This is a genomic window from Dyella monticola (genome assembly GCF_003363155.1).
Lineage (GTDB): Bacteria > Pseudomonadota > Gammaproteobacteria > Xanthomonadales > Rhodanobacteraceae > Dyella_B > Dyella_B monticola.
This window is the reverse complement of sequence record NZ_QRBE01000002.1, coordinates 296,179-322,716: the sequence shown is the minus strand read 5'-3', so window position 1 is coordinate 322,716 and position 26,538 is coordinate 296,179. Positions and strand designations below refer to the sequence as shown.

General features: G+C 56.6%; 15 protein-coding genes and 1 pseudogene. 12 read left to right on the top strand and 4 right to left on the bottom strand.

Going from position 1 to position 26,538, the window contains the following annotated elements:
* Position 1 precedes the first annotated feature (1 nt).
* The 6 genes from DWU98_RS05105 to DWU98_RS05085 all read left to right on the top strand — a co-directional run bounded on the left by DWU98_RS05105 (position 2) and on the right by DWU98_RS05085 (position 15,598).
* Positions 2 to 1,702 carry an ATP-binding cassette domain-containing protein gene (locus tag DWU98_RS05105; protein WP_425480215.1) on the top strand — a complete coding sequence of 567 codons (1,701 nt, stop codon included), beginning with the start codon at positions 2 to 4 and terminating at the stop codon, positions 1,700 to 1,702.
* 68 nt (positions 1,703 to 1,770) lie between these two features.
* Positions 1,771 to 2,400: a class I SAM-dependent methyltransferase gene (locus DWU98_RS05100; RefSeq protein ID WP_115494411.1), complete on the top strand. Its 630-nt coding sequence runs from the start codon at positions 1,771 to 1,773 to the stop codon at positions 2,398 to 2,400.
* 139 nt (positions 2,401 to 2,539) lie between these two features.
* Positions 2,540 to 3,325: a flavin reductase family protein gene (locus DWU98_RS05095; protein WP_230474699.1), complete on the top strand. Its 786-nt coding sequence runs from the start codon at positions 2,540 to 2,542 to the stop codon at positions 3,323 to 3,325.
* 290 nt (positions 3,326 to 3,615) lie between these two features.
* Complete coding sequence (locus DWU98_RS05090; protein ID WP_115494409.1) at positions 3,616 to 11,967, top strand: beta-1,3-glucanase family protein; 8,352 nt, start codon at positions 3,616 to 3,618, stop codon at positions 11,965 to 11,967.
* Positions 11,968 to 13,447: 1,480 nt separating this feature from the next.
* Entirely contained in the window at positions 13,448 to 14,080 is a 633-nt protein-coding gene (locus tag DWU98_RS21630) for a hypothetical protein (protein ID WP_147293223.1), read from the top strand.
* Between the two features lie 1,014 nt (positions 14,081 to 15,094).
* Positions 15,095 to 15,598: a hypothetical protein gene (locus DWU98_RS05085; protein WP_115494408.1), complete on the top strand. Its 504-nt coding sequence runs from the start codon at positions 15,095 to 15,097 to the stop codon at positions 15,596 to 15,598.
* A gap of 16 nt (positions 15,599 to 15,614) precedes the next feature.
* Here the strand turns inward: DWU98_RS05085 and DWU98_RS05080 are convergent.
* Positions 15,615 to 16,052 (bottom strand): annotated as a pseudogene (locus DWU98_RS05080) (transposase); the annotation flags it as partial.
* A 622-nt stretch (positions 16,053 to 16,674) separates the two neighbouring features.
* Here DWU98_RS05080 and DWU98_RS05070 point away from each other — a divergent pair.
* The gene (locus DWU98_RS05070; protein WP_147293222.1) at positions 16,675 to 17,397 is read left to right on the top strand and encodes a hypothetical protein; all 723 of its coding nucleotides are present in this window, start codon (positions 16,675 to 16,677) and stop codon (positions 17,395 to 17,397) included.
* 717 nt (positions 17,398 to 18,114) lie between these two features.
* On the opposite strand, the gene DWU98_RS05065 is transcribed toward DWU98_RS05070, so the two are convergent.
* Positions 18,115 to 18,381, bottom strand: a complete 267-nt coding sequence (locus DWU98_RS05065) for an XAC0095 family protein (RefSeq protein WP_115494405.1) — start codon at positions 18,379 to 18,381, stop codon at positions 18,115 to 18,117.
* A gap of 545 nt (positions 18,382 to 18,926) precedes the next feature.
* Between DWU98_RS05065 and DWU98_RS05060 the strand changes: the two genes are divergently transcribed.
* Positions 18,927 to 19,772 carry a DUF2306 domain-containing protein gene (locus DWU98_RS05060; protein WP_115494615.1) on the top strand — a complete coding sequence of 282 codons (846 nt, stop codon included), beginning with the start codon at positions 18,927 to 18,929 and terminating at the stop codon, positions 19,770 to 19,772.
* Between the two features lie 37 nt (positions 19,773 to 19,809).
* Here the strand turns inward: DWU98_RS05060 and DWU98_RS05055 are convergent, their stop codons facing one another.
* Positions 19,810 to 20,979, bottom strand: coding sequence for a GGDEF domain-containing protein (locus DWU98_RS05055; RefSeq protein ID WP_115494404.1), 1,170 nt, complete (start codon positions 20,977 to 20,979; stop codon positions 19,810 to 19,812).
* A 546-nt stretch (positions 20,980 to 21,525) separates the two neighbouring features.
* Between DWU98_RS05055 and DWU98_RS05050 the strand changes: the two genes are divergently transcribed.
* The 4 genes from DWU98_RS05050 (at position 21,526) to DWU98_RS05035 (ending at position 25,130) form a co-directional block, all read left to right on the top strand.
* Positions 21,526 to 22,530 carry a sensor histidine kinase gene (locus tag DWU98_RS05050; protein ID WP_158544975.1) on the top strand — a complete coding sequence of 335 codons (1,005 nt, stop codon included), beginning with the start codon at positions 21,526 to 21,528 and terminating at the stop codon, positions 22,528 to 22,530.
* A complete protein-coding gene (locus tag DWU98_RS05045) occupies positions 22,527 to 23,312 on the top strand; it encodes a LytR/AlgR family response regulator transcription factor (RefSeq protein WP_115494402.1) in 786 nt (261 codons plus the stop codon). The genes DWU98_RS05050 and DWU98_RS05045 overlap by 4 nt, the downstream gene beginning before the upstream one ends.
* 118 nt (positions 23,313 to 23,430) lie before the next feature.
* The gene (locus DWU98_RS05040) at positions 23,431 to 23,943 is read left to right on the top strand and encodes a nuclear transport factor 2 family protein (RefSeq protein ID WP_230474698.1); all 513 of its coding nucleotides are present in this window, start codon (positions 23,431 to 23,433) and stop codon (positions 23,941 to 23,943) included.
* Positions 23,944 to 24,116: 173 nt separating this feature from the next.
* Positions 24,117 to 25,130, top strand: a complete 1,014-nt coding sequence (locus DWU98_RS05035) for a sterol desaturase family protein (protein WP_115494401.1) — start codon at positions 24,117 to 24,119, stop codon at positions 25,128 to 25,130.
* A gap of 19 nt (positions 25,131 to 25,149) precedes the next feature.
* On the opposite strand, the gene DWU98_RS05030 is transcribed toward DWU98_RS05035, so the two are convergent.
* A complete protein-coding gene (locus DWU98_RS05030; protein ID WP_115494400.1) occupies positions 25,150 to 25,977 on the bottom strand; it encodes a type II CAAX prenyl endopeptidase Rce1 family protein in 828 nt (275 codons plus the stop codon).
* Positions 25,978 to 26,538: the final 561 nt, after the last annotated feature.

The following is a 26,538-nucleotide window of genomic DNA, read 5'->3' as shown; positions in this document are numbered from 1 at the left end:
CATGGAACACCCGCCGCGCAGCCCGGTATCCATGTTCGCCTTCTTGCAACCGATGCAGGGCGCGGACCTGGCGGAAATGGCTGCTTACGTGGCGATATCGCTGGGCGGTGCGCTGGTGGGCAGTGCCGCAGCGGTGTGGCTGGTACCGTTGGTTCAACCGGGACATGCCGTGGTGTTGGGGGGTAGAACGTTCGACGTGCACGGCAGTATCGATCTGCACGCGGCGATTTTCACGGCGCTAACCGCGGTATTCGCGTTGTTGCGTTGGCAGGCGGCGCGACTGGCCGCACGCCTGGCAAGTCGATATGGCATGAGGCTGCGCCGCGCTGTGCACGCCCGGTTGATCGGCGCATCACTGCCATCCCTGGCGGATGCCACGTCGGCAGAAATTGCGCAGGTACTTACCTACAACATCGAAATCATTACGCAAGGATTCACCGCGCTGTTGCAGTTGCTGGTGGCGGGCATGACCGCTTTCGTCAGTCTTGGGCTGGCGTTCTGGATATCGCCGCCGCTGGCGTTGGGTGCGCCGCTGCTCGCGGTGCTGGCGTTGGCGGCCTCGCGTATCAATGGCCGTGAACAATCCAAGATCAGCCGCGCCTATGTGGCCGATCTGACCCGGCTGTTCTGGCTTAGCGAGGATTTTCCGCGGCGCCTGCGTCACGTCCGCTCGTTCGAGCGGGAAGAGGCGGAAAAGGCGAGTTATAACGATATCTCCGCGAAACTGAGTGAAGGCTATCGTCACCAGCTGCGCCTTATCGCTTCGGGACGATTGGTGCTGGAACTGCTCGCGGCGGCGGGCATGGGGGCGCTGTTCGTGCTTGCTTATCGCTTGCATGGCGTGGATCAGGCATCGCTGATCGCGGTATGCCTGCTACTCGGCCGTTTGTTGCCTTATCTGGCCTCGACGCGGCAGAGTCTGCAGCAGTTGCACTCGGCTGTTCCGGCCTTTGAGCTGTGGCAACGCTATATGCGCTTGCCTGTGGCGCGACAGGCACGCGTGTCGCCGCAGGGGCCGCAGATTGCAGGTACATTGCACATCGATCGCGTGCAGCTTGCGCCGCCACTTGCGGCACTCGATATCTGCAACCTGTCCCTTACGCCGGGCACGCTAACCTTGATATCCGGTGATTCGGGCATCGGCAAAACCAGCCTTGCCGATGTACTGACCGGCTTGATCCGGCCACGCGTCTTCACTGCCCGCGCGGGGCGGCGCACGATCGATTTCGATGATTACCGCCAGCTCGTACGCAACGGCGCCTACGTCAGCCAGACCGTGAGACCTTGGCAGCATTCCGTGCGCGAATGCCTGTTATGGGCTGCGCCGGATGCCAGCGACGAGATGCTCCATCGCGCATTGGCGGACGTCGGGCTGGAGAAGCGGCTGACCGGTTCGCAAAGGGGGCTTGATACGACATTGAGCAGTTCATCGAGTCGGCTCTCAGGCGGCGAGTTACAGCGTTTGTTGTTGGCGCAGGTCATCCTCAGGCAACCCTTGCTGGCGTTGCTGGATGAGGCGACCAACGCGCTCGACGTGGCGTCTGAAATGGCGGTGCTGTCTGCGTTGAAGCGTCGCTTGCCGCACACGATCATGCTGGTCGTTTCGCACCGCAACAGTGTTGCGACCATTGCCGATCAATGCCTGACCATCGGCGCGGATTTCAGGGCGACCGTATATACCGCTGCGCGCGCGCATGCGTAAACCGGCATGTCCGCAACCTTCCACGGTGGCATCGGCACTCACCGTGGACCTTTACGACAGTCGACAGCATGCATATTGGAGAGCAGTACCACTCATTCATTCTGTCTTCGCGGCGGGACCGGCGAGTGCGCGACCGGTTTCAGAAGATGGTGCTGAATCTTTTGGCTGACGGGGACGATGTTCTCGATTTTGGCGCCGGAACCGGCATCGATGCCAAGGCGTACGCCGCCAGCGGTCATAAGACATTCGTGTATGAGCCGGCAGAAGGGATGCGGGATTACCTGGCCCACCATTGCCATGAAGAAATCACGCGAGAAGCGGTCGTCATGGTTGGGTCACCGTTGGCCTGCAAGGTGCACGCGGTCACTGCCAATTTCGCCGTCCTCAACTACTTCGCGGATCATGACGCTCTGTTTGAGGAGCTTTCACGCGTCGTTCGCCGCGACGGTTTCGTCCTGGTGAACATGCTTAATCCTTATTACCTCGGCGATGCGCGCTATGGGTGGTGGCGCAAGAGCCGCATGCGTCTTATGCGCAATGGCCGCTACGCGATCCCGAGTGAAAGCCGCATTCATCATTTTTTGCCGCGTACGGTGGCGCGAGCAGCGGCACCGTATTTTCGTTTGGAGCGCCTGACCCCGCATGGCCTGGGATTGGCGACGGATCTATTCATGTTCCTGCTGTTCCGGCGAGCGTGAGATGTTGAAGCAATGGCTAAGGCCGCTCGTGAGGCCGCTGCCGCAATGGTCGACCGTTGCCATTGCGCCCCCGTCGGACGTGGTTACCGCAACCTTGTGTTGGCACGGCAAAACCGAAGATGTCACGAGGGATCACACCGTGGCCGCGCTCAAGCCACTGGTTATCGCCACAAGCGTCGAGGCAGGCCAGCATCCGGAACTCGAGTACCGCGATCGCGCGACAGGGGTGCTGTTGGGGGTCCTGCAGCTGACGAGGATGGCGTCGTTAGTCGTCGAAGAAAGGTCGATTGCGCTCTATCACGTCACTGCCGGCGAACATTGCTGCCTGAGGTGGCCGCGCCGGTCGTGGAACAGGTGGTTGCAGAACCGGAGCATGCGCAAAGCAAGCTCGTCGCAGTATGCCTTGATGGAGCCTGCGGCGGTACAGCAGCTCATGATCGCCTATCTGTGTCCGCGCCCGGTCGTGCTGGTGTCGGTGGGCGCGCCAGCGCATCAGAATATCTTTCCCATGGACCTGATTGGTCCGTTGGAGCGAAGTGGGTTCTTTTCGCTTGCATTGCGAAGCACCAACGTTTCCCAGTCGGTCATGCGCGAAGCGCGTCACGTTGCTTTGTCGGGCATGCCTGCGCAGATGAAGCCGATTGTTTACAGGCTCAGCGAGCATCATAAGCACCCACTTACGGACTGGAGCGCGCTTCCATTTCCCGTTCGTCCGTCACAGCAATTCGGTATTCCGGCGGTTGCTGCGGCGTTGCGTGTGCAGGAATTGAGCATCCTTCATAGCGAGGAGATCGGCTCGCACACGTTTTTCCTGGGACGGTTCGTTTCGGACGAAAAATATGCAGATGGCGCGCAGCTTCACCATACGGCCGGCTTTCATCAGGCTTACCGCCTTCGATACGGTCCGCCGTTCGTGATGGTTTAGTGCACGGCGTTTCGAATTTGCATTGGCCGGAAGCGCGGGGCGCATATTTTTCATACCCCGTCCATAACTAAGTAGTACTCATCGGCGATCCGCCTTGCGCGGCAATGGCTATTTGTTTCTGCTTTATTGCATTTTTTACTTTTAAATTTAGACGTCTAAATGCGCATTCTGTCGCAATATGCAAACGTCTACACGAAAGTGCGCGTAAAACGTTCCTTTCTGCATTGCGGTAATCGTAGTCAGTGCGGATGATTGGAACCTTCTTACAGGGGTTCAATCGGGGCTAATCCATGGAACACGCGTCCGTCGTGGCTAGGCGTGCATTCGTTTGTTGGAAAAACCGCGAAAACAAGGGTGATGATTCGACAAAAGCGCGCGTATCGCGCAGCTTTTTCACCGTTCTTTTTGCGCTTCTGGTGTTGGCAGCCGCCGGTTGCGCCTATGGTCAACAGGTTGAGTCAACACTGCCCATTTCACAACGGCAAACCATCAATCTTGCCGCTGGCATGCCGCAGTATGTGGGGGATGCAAGCTCCACATCGAATGCGCCGCAGAGCAATTGGTGGTTTGAAAATAGCAATAATTCGACCGCCTATTCGACGACGGGGTTCAGTGAGAGTTCCGATACCAGCGGCAATTGGATGCAGGTCGGTTTGCCTTATGACGCCAACATTCCGCGCACCTTCATCAATCAAACGTCGGGTGGCGGGCAGGGGTCTTTGACGGGCAATTTCAACTGGTACCGTCTGCATTTCAAGGTGGATCCGACCTACGCGGGCCAGAAATTCCTGCTGAAACTCGAAGGTTCGCACACCGGTGTGCAGGTCTTCATAAATGGTACGTTGTTGCCGGGTGTCAGCGCGGTGGCGGCCGATGCGCAGGCGACGCACGTCGTGGGCTTTGTCCCGGTGGTGGTGGACCTGACGCCTTACATCGTCGCCGATGGCAAGACGGACAACGTCATTGCCATCGATGTCTCGCGCGGTGCGCCATGGTATGAACAGCCCAACTTCTCCGGCGCGTTTCGCTTCGGCCAGGCCATGGCCGGATTGTTCCGCAACGTAAAGCTGTACATCACTAATCCGATTCACATTCCGCCGAATGTTTATTCGAACCAGAAGACGTGGGGTACGTACGTCGGCACGGTATCGGAAGTGCCCGCTGCGCAAGGTACGGCGACGGCGGCCTCGGCTGTGGTCGATGTGCAAACCAACGTGGTGAATGAAACCTCCGCCGCGCAGCAGGTAACGTTGACGACGCAGATCGTGGACGCAAAGGGCAATGTGGTCGTCACCGCGGCGCCAGTCACACAGACCGTGCCGGCGATGACGGCGAGCACCTTTCCATCCGGTGCAACGCCCATGTTCGACCAGAAGATTACGGTGCCCAACCCGACGCTGTGGTACCCGAACAATGCGACGTGCGGCACGCCACCGGTATTGTGCGGTTCGCCTTATCTGTACAAGGTCTATCACATCGTCAGCGTGAACGGTGTCGTGGTCGATTCGACCCAGGACACGCTTGGCATTCGCACGATCACCTGGGATGCCAACTTTCCTTACTTCAATGGCCATGCCGTCTATCTTTGGGGCGGCTCCGGTCGCTACGACTATCCGGGGCTGGGGTCGTCGGTACCTGACGAGCAGGTGTGGCGCGACATGGCACAACTGGCGGCACAAGGCGGCAACGTCTATCGACCAGGCCACTCGACCAGCAGCGCGGAGCTGGTGGCCGCCGCGGATGCCTACGGCATCATGATCGACCAACCGAGCGGCGACGGCGAGGGTTACTGGAACGCCAGTTCCGATCCGACCGCCGACGATTTGCAGCTCAAGCAGGAACTGCATCGTGACATGATCATCCGCGATCGCAGCCATCCGTCCATTCTCGATTGGGAGAGGGACAACGGCGGCATGAACGCGACGCTCGCCGACGAACTCGGAACCATCGAGACCACCTGGGACAACATCAATCCACGCGAAAGCGCGGATCGTACGTATAGCCCATCCTTTGGTTTCATGGATGAATGCGATGGCGCCGGCTGCGAGGCCGGCAAGAAACAGCAGAATCCGAATAACCCCGCATTTGGTGCGGAGTATTGGGACAACATGGGCACGGGCCGCGGCTTGGCCTATGACTACGAACTTGCCTTTGCGGCGCCGTATCTGGATGACTGGCGCAAGGGAAGGGCGGCCAACGCCTTTGGTATGGCGCAATGGTATTTCGCCGAATCGCCGGGCGAGGTCAGCCTTTGGGCCGAATATCAGAACCAGCCCAACATGGTGAACTTTGTACGTTCGCTCGGTTATTCCTCGACGGATGCAAACCGCTTTCCGCGCTTGCTGTATTACATCTACCAAGCCAACTGGATCCCCTACACGGTGCAGCCGGTGGTGCATCTGGCGCATCACTGGAATCGCGCGTACGAATACACGACGGGCACGCCGATTCAAGAGAATGCATTCAGCAATTGCCCGAGCGTGCGCCTGCTTATCAATGGCGTTCCCAACGATCCGGTCACTGGCACGTTGCTGCAGGATCAGACACCCAATCCGTGGACCATCAATTCCAGCGCGAATCTCGCGCAGAACACCACGGTCATGCCGGGACAGGTTCACTGGATGGTGAACTGGGCTCCCGGTACGGTCACGGCCGAATGTCTGGATGCCAATGGCAATCCGGTTGCAGGCGTAAGCGATACGCGCACGACGGCGGGTGCGGAAGCGAAGATCGTGCTCAGTGTCGTGCCTGACGTGACCAAGCCTGACGGCGCGAATTTCCAGTGGACGGCCAACGGTTCGGATGCGGCCTTCGTGGTTGCCGAAGTAGAGGATGCCGACGGCAATCTCGTGCCGACGGCCGCCGACAACGTTACGTTCAGCGTGACAGGACCTGCCACCTACATGGGCGGTACGCAGCAATTGGTTGCCGATCCCTCCTGGACCAACTATTACCAGGATGCGTTTTCCGAGGCCAACAGCACTGTGATTCAAGGCGTGCCGTATGCCTTCTTCCATTCGCCTGGCGATCCGGAACTGAATTTCGAAGGCGGCTTGCAGAAGATCGCACTGCGAAGCACGTTCACGCCTGGAACCGTTACGGTGACGGCAACTGCGCCAGGCCTGGAAAGCGGCAGTGTCACCTTGACTTCCGTCGTGCCACCGGCGACGTCGTCATCGCAGGCACCGGCCATCATCGTTGCGCCAGTGAGCGAGGCAACCACCTCCGGCTACACGGCCACCTTCAGTGTGGTGGCGTCCGGTTCGGGCACGCTGCGCTATCAATGGTCTGACGTGAATGGCCCGATCGCGGGTGCAACCAGTGCCACCTACACCACACCGGCGACGACGGCGGCGAACAACGGCGACACCTATACGGTAACGATTGCCAGCAGCTACGGAACCGTGACATCGACGCCGGTTACGCTCAGCGTCGATGCGCCAGCCAATGTCGTCATCACCACACAGCCGGCTACTCAATCGGTGGTGGATGGGCAATCGGCGACCTTGACCGTGGCGGCGACGGGTTCGCCAACCATCACGTATCAGTGGTATCAGGCCGGTTCCGGCGCCATTGCCGGTGCCACGCAAGCTTCGTACACCACGCCCGTTTTCACGGCCGCCGGAAGCACCAGTTTCTATGTCGTGGTCGCCAACGATCTTGGCTCGGTGCAATCCTCGACGGCCGTGGTGACGGTGGATGCGGCAACGCCGGTATCCATCGCTACGCAACCGGCCAGCACCATCGTGCCGGTCAACGAGCCGGTGCAGTTCACGGCTGTCGTCGCCGGCTCGGCGCCGTACACGTATCAATGGCAGTTCACGCCTCCCGGCGGCAGCGCCACCATTCTCAGCAGCGGCACGCAGCTGTCGAGTACGCTCACCTATACCATTCCGGCGGTCAGTGCTGCCAATGTCGGTGCGTACACGGTGACGGTGAATAATGCGGCGAGTGCGCCGGCCACCAGCAACGCGGCCAACATCACGCTCGCACCACCCGGCGTGAACCTGGCCCTGAACGCAGTCGCCACCTCGAGCAGTACGCAAAACGCGTGCAACGATGGCACGACCACGCCGCCATATACCGGTACAGGATGCCTGGGCCCGGAGAACGCCGTCGATGGCAACCTTTCCACGCGCTGGGGCTCGGCGGTGGCCGGTGCACCACCGACACCGGCTGTTCCGGGTGTCGATCCATCGTGGCTGCAGATCGATCTGGGCTCGGTGCAATCGTTCAACACTGTGATCATCAACTGGGAAAACGCCTATGCGACCCAGTATCAGATCCTCTATACCAATCAGGATCCTTCAACCAATCCGACCTGGAACGTGGCGTACACCAACAGTGCGGGTGCGGGTGGAACGGAAACACTCAGCTTCCCGAGTGTGAGCGGTCGCTATATCCGCCTGGAAGGGATCCAGCGCGCGACGCAGTACGGCTACTCCGTTTACGAATTCCAGGTGTACAACGTGCCGCAATGCGGCGGCGCGACGGAGCGGTACACGATCAACGCATCGAACGCCAGTCTGGTGAAAGACAATCTCACCGGTTTGACCTGGACGCGTACCGTGGCGACGGATACGGCGCAGGGCTCGCAGTTCACGGGCGTGAGTGCGCAGAACTATTGCGCGGGCGTCAATATGCGCGTGCCGACGCAATCGGAAGCGCAAAGCATCGGCGGCGTGAATAACGCGACCTGCGCCTTCGCCGGCACGTGGAGCACGTGGACGACGACGGTCGATCCGAATGATTCCAGCAAATCCGCGGTGGTGAGTTTCGACGGCACGTCGGCCTATCAGGTCACCAATAACTATCCGGGCGCCACGTTATGCACCTCGGGCACCGATGCGGGGGCGGCGCCTGCCATCACCACGCAACCGGTCAGCCAATCGGTCACGCTTGGGCAGACGGCAAGCTTTGCCGTGACGGCGACCGGTCTTGGTAGCCTGAACTATCAATGGTCCAAGAACGGAACAGCCATTGCCGGCGCGACCTCCTCCAGTTACACGACACCGGCAACCACCGCGGCGGACAATGGCGATGTCTTCAGCGTAACCATAGGCGATGTGTTTGGCGTCACGGCCAGCAACGCCGCCACGCTCGCCGTGCAACAGAACACCTGCAGCGCCGCTCCGAGCGCACCGGGAACACTGGCAGCAGGCGCCAATGGTTCCGGTCAGGTGAACCTGACCTGGGGTGCGAGTACCGCGGCAAGCGGGTGTGCCATCGGCTATACGATCTATCGCAGCGAGAGCGTCGGTTTCACGCCCTCCGCTGCGAACCAGATCGCCACGACGTCAGGCACCAGCTATTCGGATACGGGCGTGGCGGGTGCGACCACGTATTACTACATCGTCCAGGCCACGGATGTGGCGGGTACTTCGACTGCTTCCAACACCGCTACGGCGACGACGTCCGTCTCCACCTGCACGACCAACTGCAGCAGTCCGGATGCGATTGCCATCAGCGCGGGCGGCCCTGGCGCGGGCTACTTTGCGGCCGATGAAGATTTCAACGGCGGTACGCCATCGGGTACCAATGCGACGATCAATATCAATGGCGTCACCAATCCCGCACCGCAGTCGGTTTACCAGAATCAACGCTTCGGCAACTTCACCTATACGCTTCCGGGCCTGACGCCAGGTGCCAGCTATGCGGTGCGTCTGCATTTCGACGAGTTCTATTGGACTCAGGCAGGGCAGCGCGTGTTCAACGTCAGCATCAACGGTACACAAGTGCTGACCAACTTTGATATCTTCGCAGCCGCGGGCGGTCAGGACATCGCCATCGTCGAGCAGTTTGCCGCGACGGCCAATGCGCAGGGGCAGATCGTGTTGCAGTTCGTCTCGGTGAAGGACAATGCCGCGATCAACGGCATTGAAGTTCAAACCTCGACGGCCACCAACACACCCCCCAATGCGCCATCGAATCTCTCGGCAACGGTGGCTTCTTCAAGCCAGATCAACCTGAGCTGGACGGCTTCGGCGACGTCGGGCGTGATGTATACGGTCCTGCGCAATGGAAAGCCCGTGGCCAATAGCCTGACGGGAAGCACGTACAGCGACACTAGCCTCACATCCTCCACGACGTACTCCTACACGGTCGAAGCGATCGATTCGGCTGGTACGTCGATGGCCTCCAACACCGCCACGGCCACCACGTTCGATGTCGATTGCGTGTCCGGATGCGGTTCGGATGCGCTGGCTATCAGCGCGGGCGGTCCGGCCTCCGGTGACTATGTTGCCGATGAAGACTTCAACGGCGGCAATGCGTCTGGTACCGGTGCAACGATCAATACCTCCGGCGTGACGAATCCTGCGCCGCAGTCCGTCTATCAGCACCAGCGCGTGGGCAATAACTTCAGCTACACGCTCACCGGCCTGACCGCCGGCGCCAGCTACGTAGTACGCCTGCATTTCGCCGAGTTCTATTGGACGCAGGCGGGGCAGCGCGTGTTCAACGTGGGCATCAACGGCACGCAGGTGTTGAGCAATTTCGACATCATCGCGACAGCAGGTGGACAGGACATCGCGATCGTCGAGCCATTCACCGCGACGGCCAACGCGCAAGGGCAGATCGTGCTGCAGTTCACCACGGTCACCGACAATGCCGAGATCAACGGCATCGAAGTGATCGCACCGCCGCCGGGTACGCCCAGCAATCTCAGTGCAACGTCGACGTCGGGCAGCCAAGTCAACCTGAGCTGGGCGGCCTCGTCGACCACTGGGGTGGTGTACGACATCTTCCGCAGCACGACGTCTGGCTTCACGCCTTCCAGTGCCAATCAGATCGCCACGGTCAACGGCACCAGCTATTCCGATACCGGACTCGCGGTGAACACGGCCTACTACTACGTGGTCGAGGCATCCAATGCGACCGGCACATCGGCGCCGAGCGCACAGGCCAGCGCCAGCACGATGGCGGCTCCGCAGGCGCCGACCAACCTGGTCGCAACGGCGGCGTCCTCCAGCGAGATCGACCTGAGCTGGGCTGCTTCGGCAACATCCGGTGTTACGTATACGGTCACGCTCAACGGTGCCGTCGTCGCCAGCGGTCTGACGGGAACGGTCTATAGCGATACCGGTCTCACCGCGGCGACCTCGTACACCTACACCGTGGAAGCCGTCGATGCGGGCGGCACCTCGCCCGCTTCCAACACCGCCATCAGCACGACATCGGCGTCAGGTTCGGGGTCGGGCACAGTGGCAGCGCCTGCCATCGCTACGGCGCCCATCAGTCAAACCGCCACGATCGGACAGACGGCGACCTTCTCGGTAGTCGCCAGCGGCAGCCCGCTGACGTATCAGTGGTACAAGAACGGCGCCGCCATCACCGGTGCAACCAGCGCGAGCTACACCACGCCGGGGACCACGGCCGGCGACAACGCCAGCAGTTTCACGGTGACCGTGAGCAACACTGCAGGCTCGGTGAATTCGTCGGCGGCAACGCTAAGCGTCAATGTGTCGCCGAGTTACACGGTCGTTCCGGGTTACATCGTCACCGACCTCAACAACGACACCGGCGGCGCATGGGCCGACAATCAGATCTACGTAGAGATTCTCGGCAATGATCCAACCACCGGCGTGCTCTCCTGGGTGAATTACGACGGCACGGTCACGCCGGCCAACGTTGCGGACAACACCGCTTCGAATGCGCTGGTTGCGCCGAACGGACAGACGTATCCCAATTACGCATTCACGCTGGCCCAGAGCAATCATCAACTGAAGCTACCGCCACTGACCGCCGGACGCATCTACATCTCCGAAGGCAGTCCGCTTTACATGTCGATCATGGCGAGCGCGAACGGTGGCAACAACGGCTATGCGGGCCCCAATCCGCTCAACAATACCGATCCCAATATCAACGTTCACTACGATTGGTATGAGTTCACCTACGGAACGAACGGTGGCATCTACATCAACACTACGCAGGTCAATCAATTCGGCTTGCCGCTGCTGCTGGATGTATGGGGCTCCAACGAAACCTTCCACATGCAGGTGGGCATCAACGAGTCCATCGCCAACCTCGACCAGGAGTACGTAAGCCAGACGCCAGCGGTATTCCACACGCCCGCACCCAACAACCTGCGCATCCTTTCGCCCGCGGAAACCACCTTCAATGCCGGCGGAACCAACGGTAACTACTTTGACAGTACCATCGCGAGTGCATGGGCGCAGTACAGCACCACGCCGCTGACGCTGACCGTCAGTGGTCGCCAGTTCAGCGGCACGTCGTCAGGATCGACGCTTACCTTCACGGAGGTCAATCCGGTTGCGGCCAACGTTGGCGAAGTGTTTGTCGTCCAACTGCCGTCCACACAGGATGTACTGGAATGCGCCGGCACAATGGCCAGCGGTGTCGCCGGAAGCACGCCGCAGCAGCAGGATGAAAATGCCATCCAGTTGCAGCTTGAAAACCAGATTTGCGCGGCGACCAACCGTGGCGTGCTGCTTACTCCCACCAGCTGGGCGAACGCATCCACCTATTACTCATCCTCACCCGCCAACTTCTACTCGCAGTTCTGGCACCAGCATTCGGTGGGAGGCCTGGCGTACGGCTTCTCGTATGACGACAACAACAACCAGAGCACGACCATTACCACGCAACAGCCAGAGCACATGGCCTTTGGTATTGGTTGGTAGGGTTTTGACTATATGTGCCGCCCTCGCCGCGTCTCCGGCGAGAGAGCCAAGTTGGCACGGCGCAGGCGTACCGAAACATCCAGATGTACAAAAGCAACAAGGGGCGCGCATGACGCGCCCCTTGTTACTGAAGCGGATATCGATCGGAGGCTTGCCATACGAAGTGGCAATAATTCCTTGAATCAGCTCAACGCGGGGGTAATCCGCCCTGCACGAAAGTCCGGCCCGCAATGGGTCTAGAAGTGGTCTTGTGTGGTCGCAATAACACCTAATCCGCTACGTCTAGGAGAGGAGGCTTTTGAGCTTATGCCTCTCTCAAGCGCATGCGATATATGATTGCGCGGAATGCAGCGCAAGTGGTGCCAATCAATGTGTTGCGAGGTGTGCTGAAATGCCAAAAAAGGGGGCGACCGATAGCTGCACGTCCAGGGGTTGTGATGCATCCTGACGAGCGAATAATCAAAGTCAACGTAACGAACCTGATCAGGCCATGCCCGTGCTGCAGTCAAATTATCCAGCCAAAAGTGAAAGATTATTTGCCTCGCCCGGGAACATATAAACAGTATCGGTGCGAGCATTGATCTGAGTGGCTTACTATTGATATACGGTCACGACTTAAGCTTATTGCCTTCGCTTCAATTGGCATCCTTTCAATCGGAGTGGGATCGGCGTGTCTGTTAGTTGCTATGAAAGTTCCAGTTCAAGGACACGAAAGATTGGCGATCCTGCCGTTTGCGCTAGTGTTCGGTATAAGTGGCCAACATGCGTTGGCTAAATACATGCAAAGAATCGCCAAATGGGTTCCCGTCGACGAGTGAGATGAGGTGGAACTCGGGGCCAGAGTGCAGTTCTGAACGAGAGAGTCGTAACTCACCACCTCTGATTTAATGGACACCGATAAGCGAGGGTAATTCTCCTTCCGATCGCTCGATTGCTGCATCGACGTACACGTCTCCGCTACATCAGTGCGCTCCAATAATTTGGTCAGAACACTTTTCAATGAAAATCCTTTCTTTTATTGCGGTGCTTCTCGTTTTTACTTGGTCGGGATTGGCCCAAAGCAAAGATTAGCAAAGCGCTACAGATAACATTGTCTGGGACTTGGGTCTGAATCATTGCAACGTGATTCGTATCGGTACGGAGACGAGCGCGCATGCCTCCGAATATTTGCTTAGTACCGAGGAAAGACCGCAAATAAACATAGCCGTGCTTGAGCCTGCTCCTCAGAGTGAAATTCGTTGGCAATACGTGTTTTATGGTCTGGGGGTTGGAGACGAATTTTCCGCACAGGGCGCGATCTATAAGATCATCTCGATTCACGATTTACCGTCGGATACTTCGGGTCGAGCAGGTAGGGCTGTATTGCTTATCCCCGCGGGTCTTGGTCCATGAGGTAAGATGAGGAGTAGTATCCATTTACCAATCGATATCGCAGCCTTGTAAAATCCAATGCTGCGATTGTGTTTTCGCGAGGCTCACTGTGAAAAAAAGTACTGAATTATATCGGCTAAGACGGAGATTGGCATTACGTGGTCGCTACTATAAAAAGCCGCTTCTATTAGCTAATATTGTGTTCATTTTGCTAAGTTATTCTTCATATGTTTTTTTTGCATTCGCATCTCATATCAATGTGATGCGTCATATATCACATATGGGTGAAAGGTGGATTCCTATTGTGGATTCGGCTGCGAGCTATGCGGTCAATCCAGACTTATGCAAATTCGTAATGTCCATTCAGTGGCTGTCTTTATTTTTTTATGCTTACATATTTTTCGTGATTTACTGTCCAGCCTCCATTTTAACTAGAGTTACAATGCATAAATGGTATGCTAATAACGACGTACCTAACAAAAAATTAGGCGGGACCATTTTCTTTATTTTTTCAATCGGTTACATTCTTGGTGAGCTTAGATTTATAACATTTCCTACGTTTTTTAATGGCGAGCTTTTTTCCGTTGGGGCTCATCTAAATTATTTAAGCGGTATAATAAATTCACCACTTGCCTTTCCTTTTTTTGCCTGGTTTTGCCCTTTTGTTTCTGTCGCAATTTATTGGGCGATTTTCAATTTTGCATGTAACTTTCGTAATATTTTTGATTTGAGAAAAAAATAGGAGCGTGAGGCATTGCATGCTTCACGAAGTAATGCACGTAATTGGATTGCCGTCACACTTCTCCGAAGATCACTCTGAAACAGCGTTCACCATTTCGCCGCTTGAGCCAAAGTTGGCGTGCGTACCCGGCCTCCGTGGCACTGCGGTGACGCGGGAGCCACATTGTCGATTCCGCTTACGGTCGCGCTTTGCGTGGCGCAAAGAACGCACTGACCGCCTTTCAGGTTAAGTCCGCCGCAGATACCATCCACGTGTGCGTACGGTCAGACTGCACTTTGAGCCACCCCTGATTTAACGAACACCTAAAAGCGAGGGCAATCCTCCTTTTCCCACATCGCTCACTTCGACGTGCCAGCCTCCGTCGCATCAACGCGTTCCAGTGCGAAAACCGGGGTCAGGTTCGACTTTCTAATCGGACTTGCGACCCTTGCTATTGCCGGCGCATTTTTAGGTCTTGGATTTGCTGAGCTCGCGCCAGGAGTGGTAACGGGATGGCTGACAGGCGGTACTACTGGGTATATTTCAAACGGCCCAGCCGGCGTCGCCACAGGCTTGTCTGTTGGAGGTTTATTCGGGGGGCTTGCTGGGCCGGTTGCCAACTGGTTGGGTGAGCCTGTAACAAGCATGTTTGGTTCTGCCGCAGGTACTGTAACGACGGGCACAACATTTGTCGGACTGAATGCCTTGGGGGGGCAAGTGCCTTGGCTTCGAACTACGTAACTGGGCAGTGCAATATATGGAACGACGTTGGTTGGAGTGCCGCGATTGGTGCCGTTTCGCCGTTGATTAGCGTGGAAGGTGCTGCGCTCGCCACCGGTACGGTAGGTGAAACAGGCCAGATGGTATTTAGCGGTCTTACTGGTACCGCAAATATTTTAGGAACGGTATTGGACCTCCATTCAACCTATTCACTGAACCCCCAGGCAGCGCAGGGTTGTGTGACGTTACCGAGCACGGTGACGCCATCGCGGTTTTAGAGTCATGTGCCGTTATCTATCTTTTTCGGAGTAATTGATGACATTTCACTTCCGCTCTTTTTGGGGTATGACGTTCTGGTTTACTTGCGTGATGTTGCTTGTCGCCCTCTTTGTTCATGGATTCATTCAAAGGGGGGATTACCACAGTGCTTGGACATTAGGCGCCGGAGGCATGGGTGTTTATGCGTTCTTGTTGTACATAAATATAGTAACCTGCTCGGATTTGGTCATAACCGATGATGGTGTATTTCGAAAGCTTTTTGGTATGTGCTTTCTGAACATCAAGTGGGTAGACGTAAAATTGATCACTCTGAATAAAATGCCAAAAGCTAGATTTTCCGACGAAAGGACCGTCGTTACGATATGTCCGCGCAACCCCTCGTCATCTTATTTTCTTCTACGGGGAAGGATATCGGTTGGAAGTTCTATTGATGGATATGCGGCCTTTAAACGCCTAATGAACGGTTATATTGAAAAATACCAGATAAGCGTTGAAATTGATGACGGTATAAGAATTACAAAAGGGGAATTCTTGGAATGAAACAAAGGGGTTATAAAGCATTGCTGGCATAACTCGACCAAGGGTAGTCACGTACATCCGCAACCATTCGCGCCCGAATCGGATTCGGCTCGATGTAGCGGTAGCAACCCAGTAGATGGGTTTCACTATCGACCAAACATGCCTTGTAGCGTCCCTCCCATAGTGTGCCTGTGCGACGATAGCGATCATTGACATATCGCACGTAACGACGCCCCAAGGCTTGCATAACGCGTGCAATTCGTCCGATGGACGAATGTGTCATCAATAAGTGCACATGATTGGTCATCAAGACATAGGCGTGCACAGCGCAGCCCTCGCGCGACGTAATCTCGCGTAGGTCGTCCAGATATCTAAGATAGTCAATCTCGGAGAAAAGGCAGGGTTGCCGATCATTCCCGCACTGGACGACGTGCTGCGGAATACCGGTAAGATCCAGGCGTGGCTGGCGTGGCATGGTGCTTGGATTCAAGAGATGGAACCCAAGCGTGCGGTGAAAAGGGGTGAATTTCTGTCGGAGATTGCCGATGCCTCGCGAGAGAAGTGTACTCTGACCCTGAGGTTTTGGACTTGGTCATAACCGATGATGGTGTATTTCGAAAGATTTTTGGTATGCGTTTTCTGTACACCAAGTGGGCTGATGTGAAATTTATTGTTCTGAATAAGATGCCGAAATCTAGATTTTCCGAAGAGAGAAAGATTGCTCACATATGCCGAGTACGGGCAACGGGGCCTTTCTTTCTGTCAGGGGGAGAAGGATCGTTGCTGGAGATACGATTGACGGGTATGCGGCCTTTAAGCGGCTCATGAACGGGTACATTGAAAAATACCAGATAGGCGTTGAAATTGATGACGGCATCAGAATTACGAAAGCGAAAATCTTGGAGTGAAAGAATGCGAGGGCACCCTCCTTTTTCTCACGTCGATCGTTGGCGGATCGGATGGAGTGGTGGAGAATTCAATTGATGCAGACCGCCCAATATCCGTAGCGTGATATCCATATCTTGCGGTTAGTAAGGTCAATCACTATACGTCAGCTGTTACTGTCTTCAATCCATATAAGTGATATGGGTAAAGTTATGGTCAAATCGTCGATGCTTGTATTGTGTGGTGTCTTCATGGTGCTCCATTTTACAGATGCGCTATCAATCGACAAGGACGTGGGTTGGAATTTGGCTCCTCAGGGGTGCGGGGTGCTTTCTACGGGGGCGGACGGAATGGTGATTGCGCATATCAGTGCGGGATCGAGTGCAGATGGCCCCGACGTACAGATCGGCGTTATTGAGATGAATGACCAAAAAGTACAGTGGCGTTCGAATTTCATGCGCCTGCGCACCGGGTCCGAGTTTGTCGTAGCGAACGAAATATACGAAGTTTCATCCATCAAGGTGTTACCCCCGCGCCCTGCGCCCGATCCCGGAAATAGCCGCATGCCTGGTGCAGATTGTGCGGAAGGGCAGTCATACTTAACTGTGCGCGATACGAAGCGCCAGGTCTTGAACAATGATCAACAAGCGGTGATTTTGCCTGCGCAACCCGCCATGGGCCTCTGGGTTGGGGAGAGTCAGTGCGCCATGGCGGTAAGGGTTGTTTCATTAAAGGAAGGGCAACAGTTGGTTGATCTGGAATGGCACGAAGAGAGCTTGGTACCCTGGAAGACATGTGGTAAGTGGAAGAGCACGTCGGGATTATTGAAGGTCAATGATGTTCTTGATATGCACGAATATGGACGTTTTCGCATAAAAATGATTCTTCCTAAAACAGAAAATCACCCGACTTGGGTGGTTTTTATGAGGGACTAATGCTGTGACAGGGGGGAGGGGAGCTCGAACTTGCGCTCCTTTGCTCGTCATTCCGGCGAAGGCCGGAATCCAGTCAAGTACGCTGTGCGAAGCACGCAAAACCAGTGCGAAGTGTTTCACACGACGTATCCACACAGGATGATTCGCTTCGCTCACCTCTTCGGGGCCGTCCTCTTGACGTTCTCCGCGCTTCGCGCTACGTCCGGCCTTCACCGGAATGACGAGCAAAACGTGGGGAAGCCGCAGGTTATGACACCTTTGCTTTGGAATTGCCGCGCATCTCGGCCTTTTAAGTCAAGGATTGGATGGCAACGGTCATGCTCATATCAACTGAATCATAAAAATTAGGGAAGGGGATTGAAATGCGGGCTGTCGTTATATTTGGCGTAGCCACAAATTTTTTGTTTTCGGTATGCTTCACATGATATGGCCGGAAAAAGTGAGGCAGTTACAAGGTATAAGTGAAAATAAGAAAGCAAATAGGCGCTATAAAATGATGTCTACAAGGGCATACAGATTGTCATTTAGGATTGGTGGATTTTTCGCAATTATTTTAAGTATTGTGCTCGTTTGGGTTTATTTTCATCCAAATTAAAAACGCCGAACGGATGGGGATCGGGCACCCATGGACCATGAATTAGTTCCTGGTCGATTAGGGTGGCCCCCTGATTTCACGGACACCTAAAAGCGAGGGCAATCCTCCTTTTCCCACATCGCTCACTCCGTCGACGCGCGAACCTCCGCCGCATCCACGCGTTCCAATGCAAACAACGCAACGTTGAGCTGAAAGCTGAGATTGCCGAGCATTTCGCCGAGCAGTGCGCGGCGGATGTAGAGCATGGCGTGGGGGTCGTTCAAGGATGTGCTGCTGCCGGCGAGTTGGGCCATCAGCAAGAGTTTGTCGCGGATGTCGCACAGTTCGAGGTAGTGATCGTGGGACAGCAGATGGTTGCCTTCGTAGAGAAGGTCGCGAGGGGTGTTCATGGGGCCACTCCATATCGTTAAGTCACGCCACGTATTGCACGTGGCGTGAGGGGCATGCAGGAAAAACCCTGCATGTAAAAGCGGAAGGATCCGATTCCGTTTCTACGAAAGCCCAGAGTGGCCCGACGCCTCGCCGTAGGCGGGACGGTGAAGCAGTGCAAAAGTCGGCGTGGCGGGGACACGCGAGTGCGTGTGTGCCGTATGATCGGGAGTAACCATGATCAACTTCCTTACAGTTGGTGGTGGCCAGCGGATCGTTTGGGTGCCAGCCCAGGCGATCCGCGCTGCTTCGCTCATGTCGGGTGTGCCGCGTGTCATCCACGTCAGATGGGCACACCCGACGACAAGACCATCGCACAAAGTGTCCCCCTAATCTGTCAGGGGAGGCGGATTTTGCGTTGCCGATAACGCTGATGCGTGTAGTCACGAAGCAAACGCAAGGTGCCATCAAGGATGCGCCTTGCACGTGGCACCGATGCGACGGCCGTCCGCAAGAACGTAGCGGTTTCCTGCCTTACAATGACGCCCTTATCCCAGGGGGCACTATGGCCGAAGGTAATCTGGCTATTGCATATGACGCACAACGCGCCCATTGGGCGTCGCGCGTGTTCGATTACAGCAGTCGCGCGCTGGCGATAACGACCTGGCTTAGTTGTGCGCTGTTCGGGCTATATATTCTGGTTTTTTACGCCGGTGCGCTTGCATCGAACTCGGCGGCTCGCTGGAACACGGCGTTGCCGGGCCTTTATACCGGCCCGCATGCAGCAGCGACGTTCGCCATGGGTATTCACTTTGCCGCTGGCGGTGTCATTCTCGCGCTCGGGTTTATTCAGCTACTTAATGCAGTGCGTGTGCGTGTGCCGGCCTTGCATCGTTGGCTTGGCCGCATTTACGTCACGGCCGCTGCACTGGCGGGTGCGGGAGGGCTGATCTTTATCGCTACGGTCGGCACGATTGGCGGAACGACGATGAATATGGGTTTTGGCCTCTACGGCATGCTCATGATGTTCTGTGCCTTGCAGACCTACCGCTATGCGCGGCGGCGCGAGGTCGGTATCCATCGTGCATGGGCGATTCGCCTGTTTGCGCTGGCGATTGGCTCCTGGCTCTATCGCATGGAGTATGCATTCTGGTTTTTATTCGCGCACCGAATCGGGCACACCCATGGTTTTCATGGCCCGTTCGATGCCGTGATGGCGTTTTTCTTTTACGTGCCCAATCTTTTGATCGCGGAAGTTTATCTGCGTGGCCGATCCGCCGAGGTTGCGGCTGCCGCCAAGATCGCCATCGCTGTCGTGTTGAGCACGGCCACCTGTTTGTTGGCCGTCGCCACCTATTTTTTTGCGACTCATTATTGGTGGCCGGCGATGATTACCGGGTCGGCTGCCTGACAATGCGTATGCCTTGAGCATTGTGGCTCGGGGTGTTTCAGGCATCGCGAGATGGTGATCGCTCATCGATGCATAACCTGTTTCGCCCTGAAATCTTCGCCTGATAAAGCGCGCGGTCGGCGCGTACGGTTAGTTGATCCAAAGTCTCGCCGGGCAATCGCATCGCCAGGCCTCCGCTGAGGCTATACGTGCAGGTACCGCCATCAATGACCACAGCATGTCGCGTTGCCGCGTTCCGCAGTTGCTCAGCCAGCGATTGCGCGCGATCAAGCGCAATGTCAGGCATCAAGATCGCGAACTCTTCGCCACCGATGCGCGCCAAGGCATCGCTTGTGCGAAGCACGGTGCGCATCAAGGCTACGAATTCGCGCAACACCTGGTCGCCGCCGGTATGCCCGAAGGTATCGTTGATGGATTTGAAATGATCCAGGTCGACGAGCAGGCACGCCAACGGAGCGTCGTTATGATCGGCCTCTGCCAACAGCGTGCGAGCGACCGATGTAAAGCCTTCGCGTGAAAGCGCGCCGGTGAGAAAATCCCTATTTACTGCATCACGTGCTTCAGAAAGAAGCGTGTCATGCACCATCATCATTCCGCACATCAGCAGCACCGGCATGATGGCGGCGCCGACGCACAACAGCACAACGTTTGCTGTGGTGTCGAACGTCAATGCGTTCGATACGTGATTCACCGACAGGAAGTAGCTGCCGCGCAGGATCTGGCAGGCCGCGAATATCAATGCCACCCCGGTGGTGGCGGCATAGAGATAAGGCGCCCGGCCGGCGCTTCGATAGCGCGCGACAACGACGGCGATAGCCACGCACACCGCTGCGGTGAACCCCGTCGACAGCACGACGCGCATGGGGATGCTGTCTACGCCATATCGCCAGTATGTTGCACCAAGCGCCATTATCGCGACGCAGGCGAACAGCCGCGGCCAGCGCGCCGGACGGTGCATGAAGCGCGCAAAACCGGCATACAACGTGACGCCGGCCAGGGCGATCAATACGTTTGCGACAACGATCGAAATGAAGTCGGGAATGCGACCACGCAACAGCAGCAGCGGCATCGCAATAATGAGCAGGACATCCGCATCCAGCCATTGGCGGACACCCGGCACGCCCGAGCGAAGCAGCGAGCCGAGCAAGGGCAGCATCAACAGACCCAAGAGCCATGTTGTGGCGATGGCTACCGATACGGCGGACATCAGGGCAAACGGTGGCTTACGAGCACGACGAGCCCAAACCTGCTGACAGCCCACATGCAATCGAGGGACAAATCCATTCAGACTTCTTTGGGGAGCGGGCGATGTGCGCAAGGATCGGGAAATTAGCTGGGCGCGGCAAGGCCCGGAGGTTGGTGGGTATCGATACCTGTAAATGTTGTCGAGTGCCGAGAGCGTAATTCACGCCCCGACTTTCTAGTAAAATTATTAGTATTCAAATGGTTGAATACTATATTTGAATCCATTTTGAGGGTGGGGAGGGGCGTGGATTGCAATGTTTCCGACCCCCGAGTTCAGTGGCTCTTGCCCGCACAGCTCTATTGGAATCGCCAAAGGCGCGCCACCATAGTGCGAAGGGCTCAACGCGCACCGCTGATGAAAGGCATCATGGCTCCCCCTCACGCTACTCAACGCTTGGTACCCGCAACGTCCTTATCGCGCCACCGGCCTTGTCCATCTGCAGCATTGACCCTGCTGCTGGGATGGGGGCCTTGTGCGCTGGCGTGCGTCATCGGGGCATTAACCGTCGTGAGCGAGCAACCGGGGCTGATGCGTTACGACGCGCTGCTGTTCGTGTTCTATTCGCTCGCTGCATTGCCGATTACCGGGCTTTTGCGTGCGGTGTGGCGAAGAGAGATACCTCTGCGCACGATATCGTGGCTGCTTCTGGTGAGCACCTTCGTTACGGCCTTGGTCGCCACCGCATTATTTGTCAAAGTGGCTTTATCTATCGGCGTGATGACGGGTGGCTTCCACTGGAATGCGATCCTGCTACGCATGCAGACCATCTGGTTTCTGCTGATGGCGTACTGCGCCATGTACATTGGCGTGGGCTACCAGCTCGTCGCGCTGGAAGAAACGCGACGCGCGCTCGCGGCAACCGCGCTGGCCAAAGAGGCGGAGCTCAAGGCGCTTCGCTATCAGGTGCATCCGCATTTTCTTTTCAACACGTTGAATGCGATCTCCACTCTCGTTATCGATGAGCGTCCTGGCGATGCGACGCGCATGCTCGCGCAACTGGCCGATTTTCTGCGGATGACGCTGACCCAGCAGGTATCACACGAAGTGTCTGTTTCCCAGGAACTGGCGTTTACCGAGCACTACCTGGACATCGAGAAGGTTCGCCTTGGCGAGCGGCTGACGGTGGATTTGGCGGTGAGTTCGAACGCATTGGATGCGGCCGTGCCGTATTTGTTGTTGCAGCCGTTGGTCGAGAATGCGATCCGCCACGGCATTGCGCGACGTCCCGAGGGTGGGCAATTGCGCATCGACATCGAGGTGGTAGCCGAGCGACTTCACCTCACGGTCTGGAACCAGGGCGTCGCGGAACAGGGCGAGTCATCTCCCGATGAAGGGGAAGGCAGCGCTATCGGGCTGCAAAACGTACGCGATCGGCTGAGCCATCTCTACGCTACGGATTATCAGTTTGCGATGAGCGTAGCTGAGGACGGCAGTTGCCTGGTCGAGGCACATTTACCCTACCGCGCCATGGCCCACAGTCAGGCGTCGTTGAGCGGCGCCCTACGCTCATGATGCGCGTTCTGGTCGTCGACGATGAACCCTTGGCGCGCCGCGGCGTAACCAAACGTCTATCCCTGTGCGGGGATGTGGAGCTGGTCGGCGAGGCGGCCAACGGTCGCGCCGCGTTGCAAGGCATCCAGGAACTTCGTCCCGACGTGGTCTTCATGGACATTCAGATGCCAGGGACCAATGGACTGGACGTGGTGCGTGCGATGAAACCCGCCGAGCGTCCGCTGATTATTTTTCTCAGCGCCTATGACCGATTTGCGCTCAACGCCTTTGAAGTCTATGCGCTGGATTATTTGCTCAAACCCATTCACGAAGAGCGATTTGCCGAGGCCCTGCAGCGTGCGCGAGACGTACTGGCCTTGCGCCGGGAAAGAGAGCAGGGCGTCCGCCGACCGATCAAGGATGGATCTGGATGGCCTGCGCGTTTCACCGTGCGGACCGGTCGGAAAGACCTGGTCATTGCCGCCGAAGATATCGAATGGGTGGAGGCAACGGGCGATTACGCCGGGCTTCACATCCGGGGCGATGTCTATCTGCTGCGAGAGCGCGTACATCGCTTGATCGAGCAACTCGATCCCCACCAATTTGTACGCATTCATCGCTCTACGGTTGTCCGGATCAATCGCATTGCGGAAATTCAGGCATTGACCAATCGCGATTCGCTGCTCAAGCTTATGGATGGAACGCTTCTTCGCGTGAGTCGTACCTACAGCGAATCGTTACGGCGCACGCTTTTTGAACGCGGTCTTAGTGATGAGGATGCCATGTCGTCCACCGATGGCTAGTTATTTCGCACCGGTTCGTCGCACCCCTCGCACGGTTCAACGAATATAGGCCTTCCTGGCGCCTTGGCGTGCCGGAAAAGCACTTTAATCAGCGCTCCCGTCCACGAGAGCTGCTTGAATGAAACGTGCCTCGATGTATTTGTCCGCCGCGTTAATGGTCGTGCCCTTCGCGGCGATCGCCCAGTCGTCTTCACCGGCACCCGATCGGGTCAGCCAGGATACTGTCGACGTGCAACATCTCATGGCGGCCTATCACGAGGCGGTCGTCACGCATGATGGTGCCCGGCTGGCGAGCCTCTTCATTCCCCAGGGAAGTACGTGGCTCAATGTACTTTCCGATTCGGGTCTGGCACATATGCGCGCCAGCAAGCCGGGCACGGTCAAAATTAGGGTAGGAAACTATCAGGATTTCGCCAAGATCGTTTCGCAATCGAAAGCACACATGGATCCGCAACACCAGAATGTTCGCATCCTAAGCGACGGAACCATTGCATCGGTCTATTTTGATTACGTCTTCATGGTCGACGGTAAGCCCAACAACAGCGGAAGCGAAGCCTGGCAGCTAGTGAAGGGTGAGAACGGATGGCGCATTGCCGCCATTACCTACTCGTCGAATCCGGCGCCGAAATAGCGTCGCGCGACCTAGTGATCGGGAGGGCGTTTTCACGCCCTCCCGGCCGCGCAAACCCGCCAGATAGCCTGTCCTGCAAAAAGTCTATTGCATGGTCATTTAGATCGTGACAAATTGGCCGAGGGACGGTTATTTCCAAAGCCGTCCCGCAGCCGCTAGCGGGAGGGTTTTTAATGGATATTTTGGGTTGGATTCGCGATCAGCTGATGGGCTTTTTTGGCCTGGCACCGTTGCTGAAGGTATTCACCACTGGCGATTACCGGAGCCTGCTAACCGTGGACGGTTTCGGTAGTGCGATCGGGCCGATCATCCCGTTATTGCTGGTATTCGAACTCGTGCGTGGCATCGTGCTGCGTCAAACCAAGCGCGAGGATTATCAGGTTCCACTGCTGACGATGGTGCTGAACCGTTTCATCGGCGCCTTTCTCACCATCGCCATGGTCGGGTTCTGCATCGGCCTGTTCAACCGCTTTGCGCTGTTCCAGGCCGGGCTCACCTGGTATGGGCTGCTTTACGGTTATGTGGTTTGGGAACTGGCGCATTTTGTCTATCACTTTCTGGCGCACAAGGTGCGCCTGCTGTGGTGTTTGCATTCCACGCACCATGCACCTGTCGCGATGAATCTGTCGGTGAACTTTGCCCACATTTTTCTTGAGGGACCCTATGCCGACTTTGTGCGGACCAGCATCTGCATGCTGCTGGGCGTGAGTCCGCCACTGCTCATCCTGATCATGATCATCGATAGCTTCTGGGGCAGTTTGATTCACCTGGGCGAGAACGTGTTACGCGAGGGCAAGCTGGGCATGTTTTACCGTGTCGTGCTGACACCCTCGCATCATCGCGTTCACCATGCACGCAACGTTCTCTATATGGACACCAACTTCTGTAATTTGCTGCCGATCTGGGATCGCATCTTTGGCACGTATATGGAAGTGCATGAGGACACCCGGATCGAATACGGCATTACGCGACCCGTAAAACCTTACAGCGTGATCGATGCCTATCTTGGTGAATTCTGGTTGTTGGGGCGAGACGTATGGCATGCGCCGGGACTGCGCAACAAGCTGCTGTACCTGCTTATGCCACCCGGCTGGAGTCACGACGGTAACCATCACACCGCCAAGGCGGCCAAGGCGGCACTGCAGACGCAACCCGTCTCTGACATGCACGCAGAGGCGGGTGCGTAGTCATTGCATCCGTGCCGTATCAATCAATCGCGGCAACTGAATCCGGTGGCGCCTGGCGATAGCATCGTGCGCTAAGCGCCACCCATGATGCGATGACCAGCATGATCAATCCAAAGCCGATAAAACCGCGCTCATCGTGCTTTGGTGTGCGATCCACCACGGCAAAAAGGTTGAAGGCAAAATTGCTTGCCGTGTGAAAGAGCAACGCCACCAGAATGCTTTTGCGATTGCTTGCATAACCCCAGACAATCACTACGCGCAGCGCGATGGTAAAGATCAGGAATGCCCAGAAGGGCAGGAACGACTGCGTCAGGCCGGTGATGAAAAACAAGGGAATGTGCCAGCAGCCCCAGATCACGCCAAGCACGGCTGCGGCCCGGAGCAGATGCTGTCGCTCCCCCAGGCGATCGATCGCGTAGGCCCAGCCGAATTCCTCATTGACGGAACCGCCGAAAAAGAACAGCTCCACATACAGAAGGGGAAAATGACTTAGCGCGACGCCGAACGCGAACGGCGGCCCACCATGACTGGCAAGCCATACCATCGACAGACCGGCTGCGACCGGTGCCAATAACATGGCTGCGAGAAAATACATCGGCCCCATGCGGTAACGCAGGCTTCGACCCGCGAATTCGCGCACCGCCGGCCCGCCGCCATCGCGATAGACCGCTATGAATGCACTTACGAAAGGTCCAAAGGAACCGGCGAACAGACACGCCAGCTGAGCGGTCTGGCCGAGCTGAAGGATGCCGTGACTGGCCAATATTGGGAAAAGCCAGAAGACCCACGTAATGGCGAATGCGAGTGCAAAATAAAACCACGCCGGTGTACGGAAAGACGAATGCATGAATGCGTCCCCTTTGCGATGCTCACGGTTATGTCTGCGTACGACGATGGCCCTCGGACGTAGCTTGTCCCAGCCCTGATCGCAGCTCGACTGCCGGAAGACACTCTGCCAAAAGACACCCCTGCATGGGTTCTGCGCCGGACTGCTCAAGGATTTCCGAAATCGTTCGGCTCGCGTGCAATAAACCGCTGAACTCAACAGTATTATTTTTTTAATCGATGGAGAACGTGATGGATGTGCTCTTGCATAACCTGAATTATTGAAGATTCCATTCACGCTATGACAACGGACAACTCCGCAAAGTCGGGATCGCAAGGATTCACGCCTTGGCTTTCACTGGTGATGTGTTTGATTTCTCTATCGTTCTGTTTCAATTCACAGCGATCGTACGAAAGCGAAGGCTGGTCTAAGCGAGACCGGCTTGTGTTCGTTCGGTCGCGCGACGACGGATCCTAAAAAACGATCTGAAGCTAAGCAGGCGATAGAAGAGAGTCGATTCGGTGACATGGATCAATACACGGCATGACGATGCTTCAGTGAAGCCGCTGACTTCATCCGTTT

Coding starts and splice junctions, on each gene's coding strand:
- DWU98_RS05105 (WP_425480215.1), top strand. CDS start 2: ATGGAACACCCGCCGCGCAGCCCGGTATCCATGTTCGCCTTCTTGCAA.
- DWU98_RS05100 (WP_115494411.1), top strand. CDS start 1,771: ATGCATATTGGAGAGCAGTACCACTCATTCATTCTGTCTTCGCGGCGG.
- DWU98_RS05090 (WP_115494409.1), top strand. CDS start 3,616: ATGGAACACGCGTCCGTCGTGGCTAGGCGTGCATTCGTTTGTTGGAAA.
- DWU98_RS05085 (WP_115494408.1), top strand. CDS start 15,095: ATGACATTTCACTTCCGCTCTTTTTGGGGTATGACGTTCTGGTTTACT.
- DWU98_RS05070 (WP_147293222.1), top strand. CDS start 16,675: ATGGTCAAATCGTCGATGCTTGTATTGTGTGGTGTCTTCATGGTGCTC.
- DWU98_RS05065 (WP_115494405.1), bottom strand. CDS start 18,381: ATGAACACCCCTCGCGACCTTCTCTACGAAGGCAACCATCTGCTGTCC.
- DWU98_RS05060 (WP_115494615.1), top strand. CDS start 18,927: ATGGCCGAAGGTAATCTGGCTATTGCATATGACGCACAACGCGCCCAT.
- DWU98_RS05055 (WP_115494404.1), bottom strand. CDS start 20,979: ATGTCCGCCGTATCGGTAGCCATCGCCACAACATGGCTCTTGGGTCTG.
- DWU98_RS05045 (WP_115494402.1), top strand. CDS start 22,527: ATGATGCGCGTTCTGGTCGTCGACGATGAACCCTTGGCGCGCCGCGGC.
- DWU98_RS05040 (WP_230474698.1), top strand. CDS start 23,431: ATGAAACGTGCCTCGATGTATTTGTCCGCCGCGTTAATGGTCGTGCCC.
- DWU98_RS05035 (WP_115494401.1), top strand. CDS start 24,117: ATGGATATTTTGGGTTGGATTCGCGATCAGCTGATGGGCTTTTTTGGC.
- DWU98_RS05030 (WP_115494400.1), bottom strand. CDS start 25,977: ATGCATTCGTCTTTCCGTACACCGGCGTGGTTTTATTTTGCACTCGCA.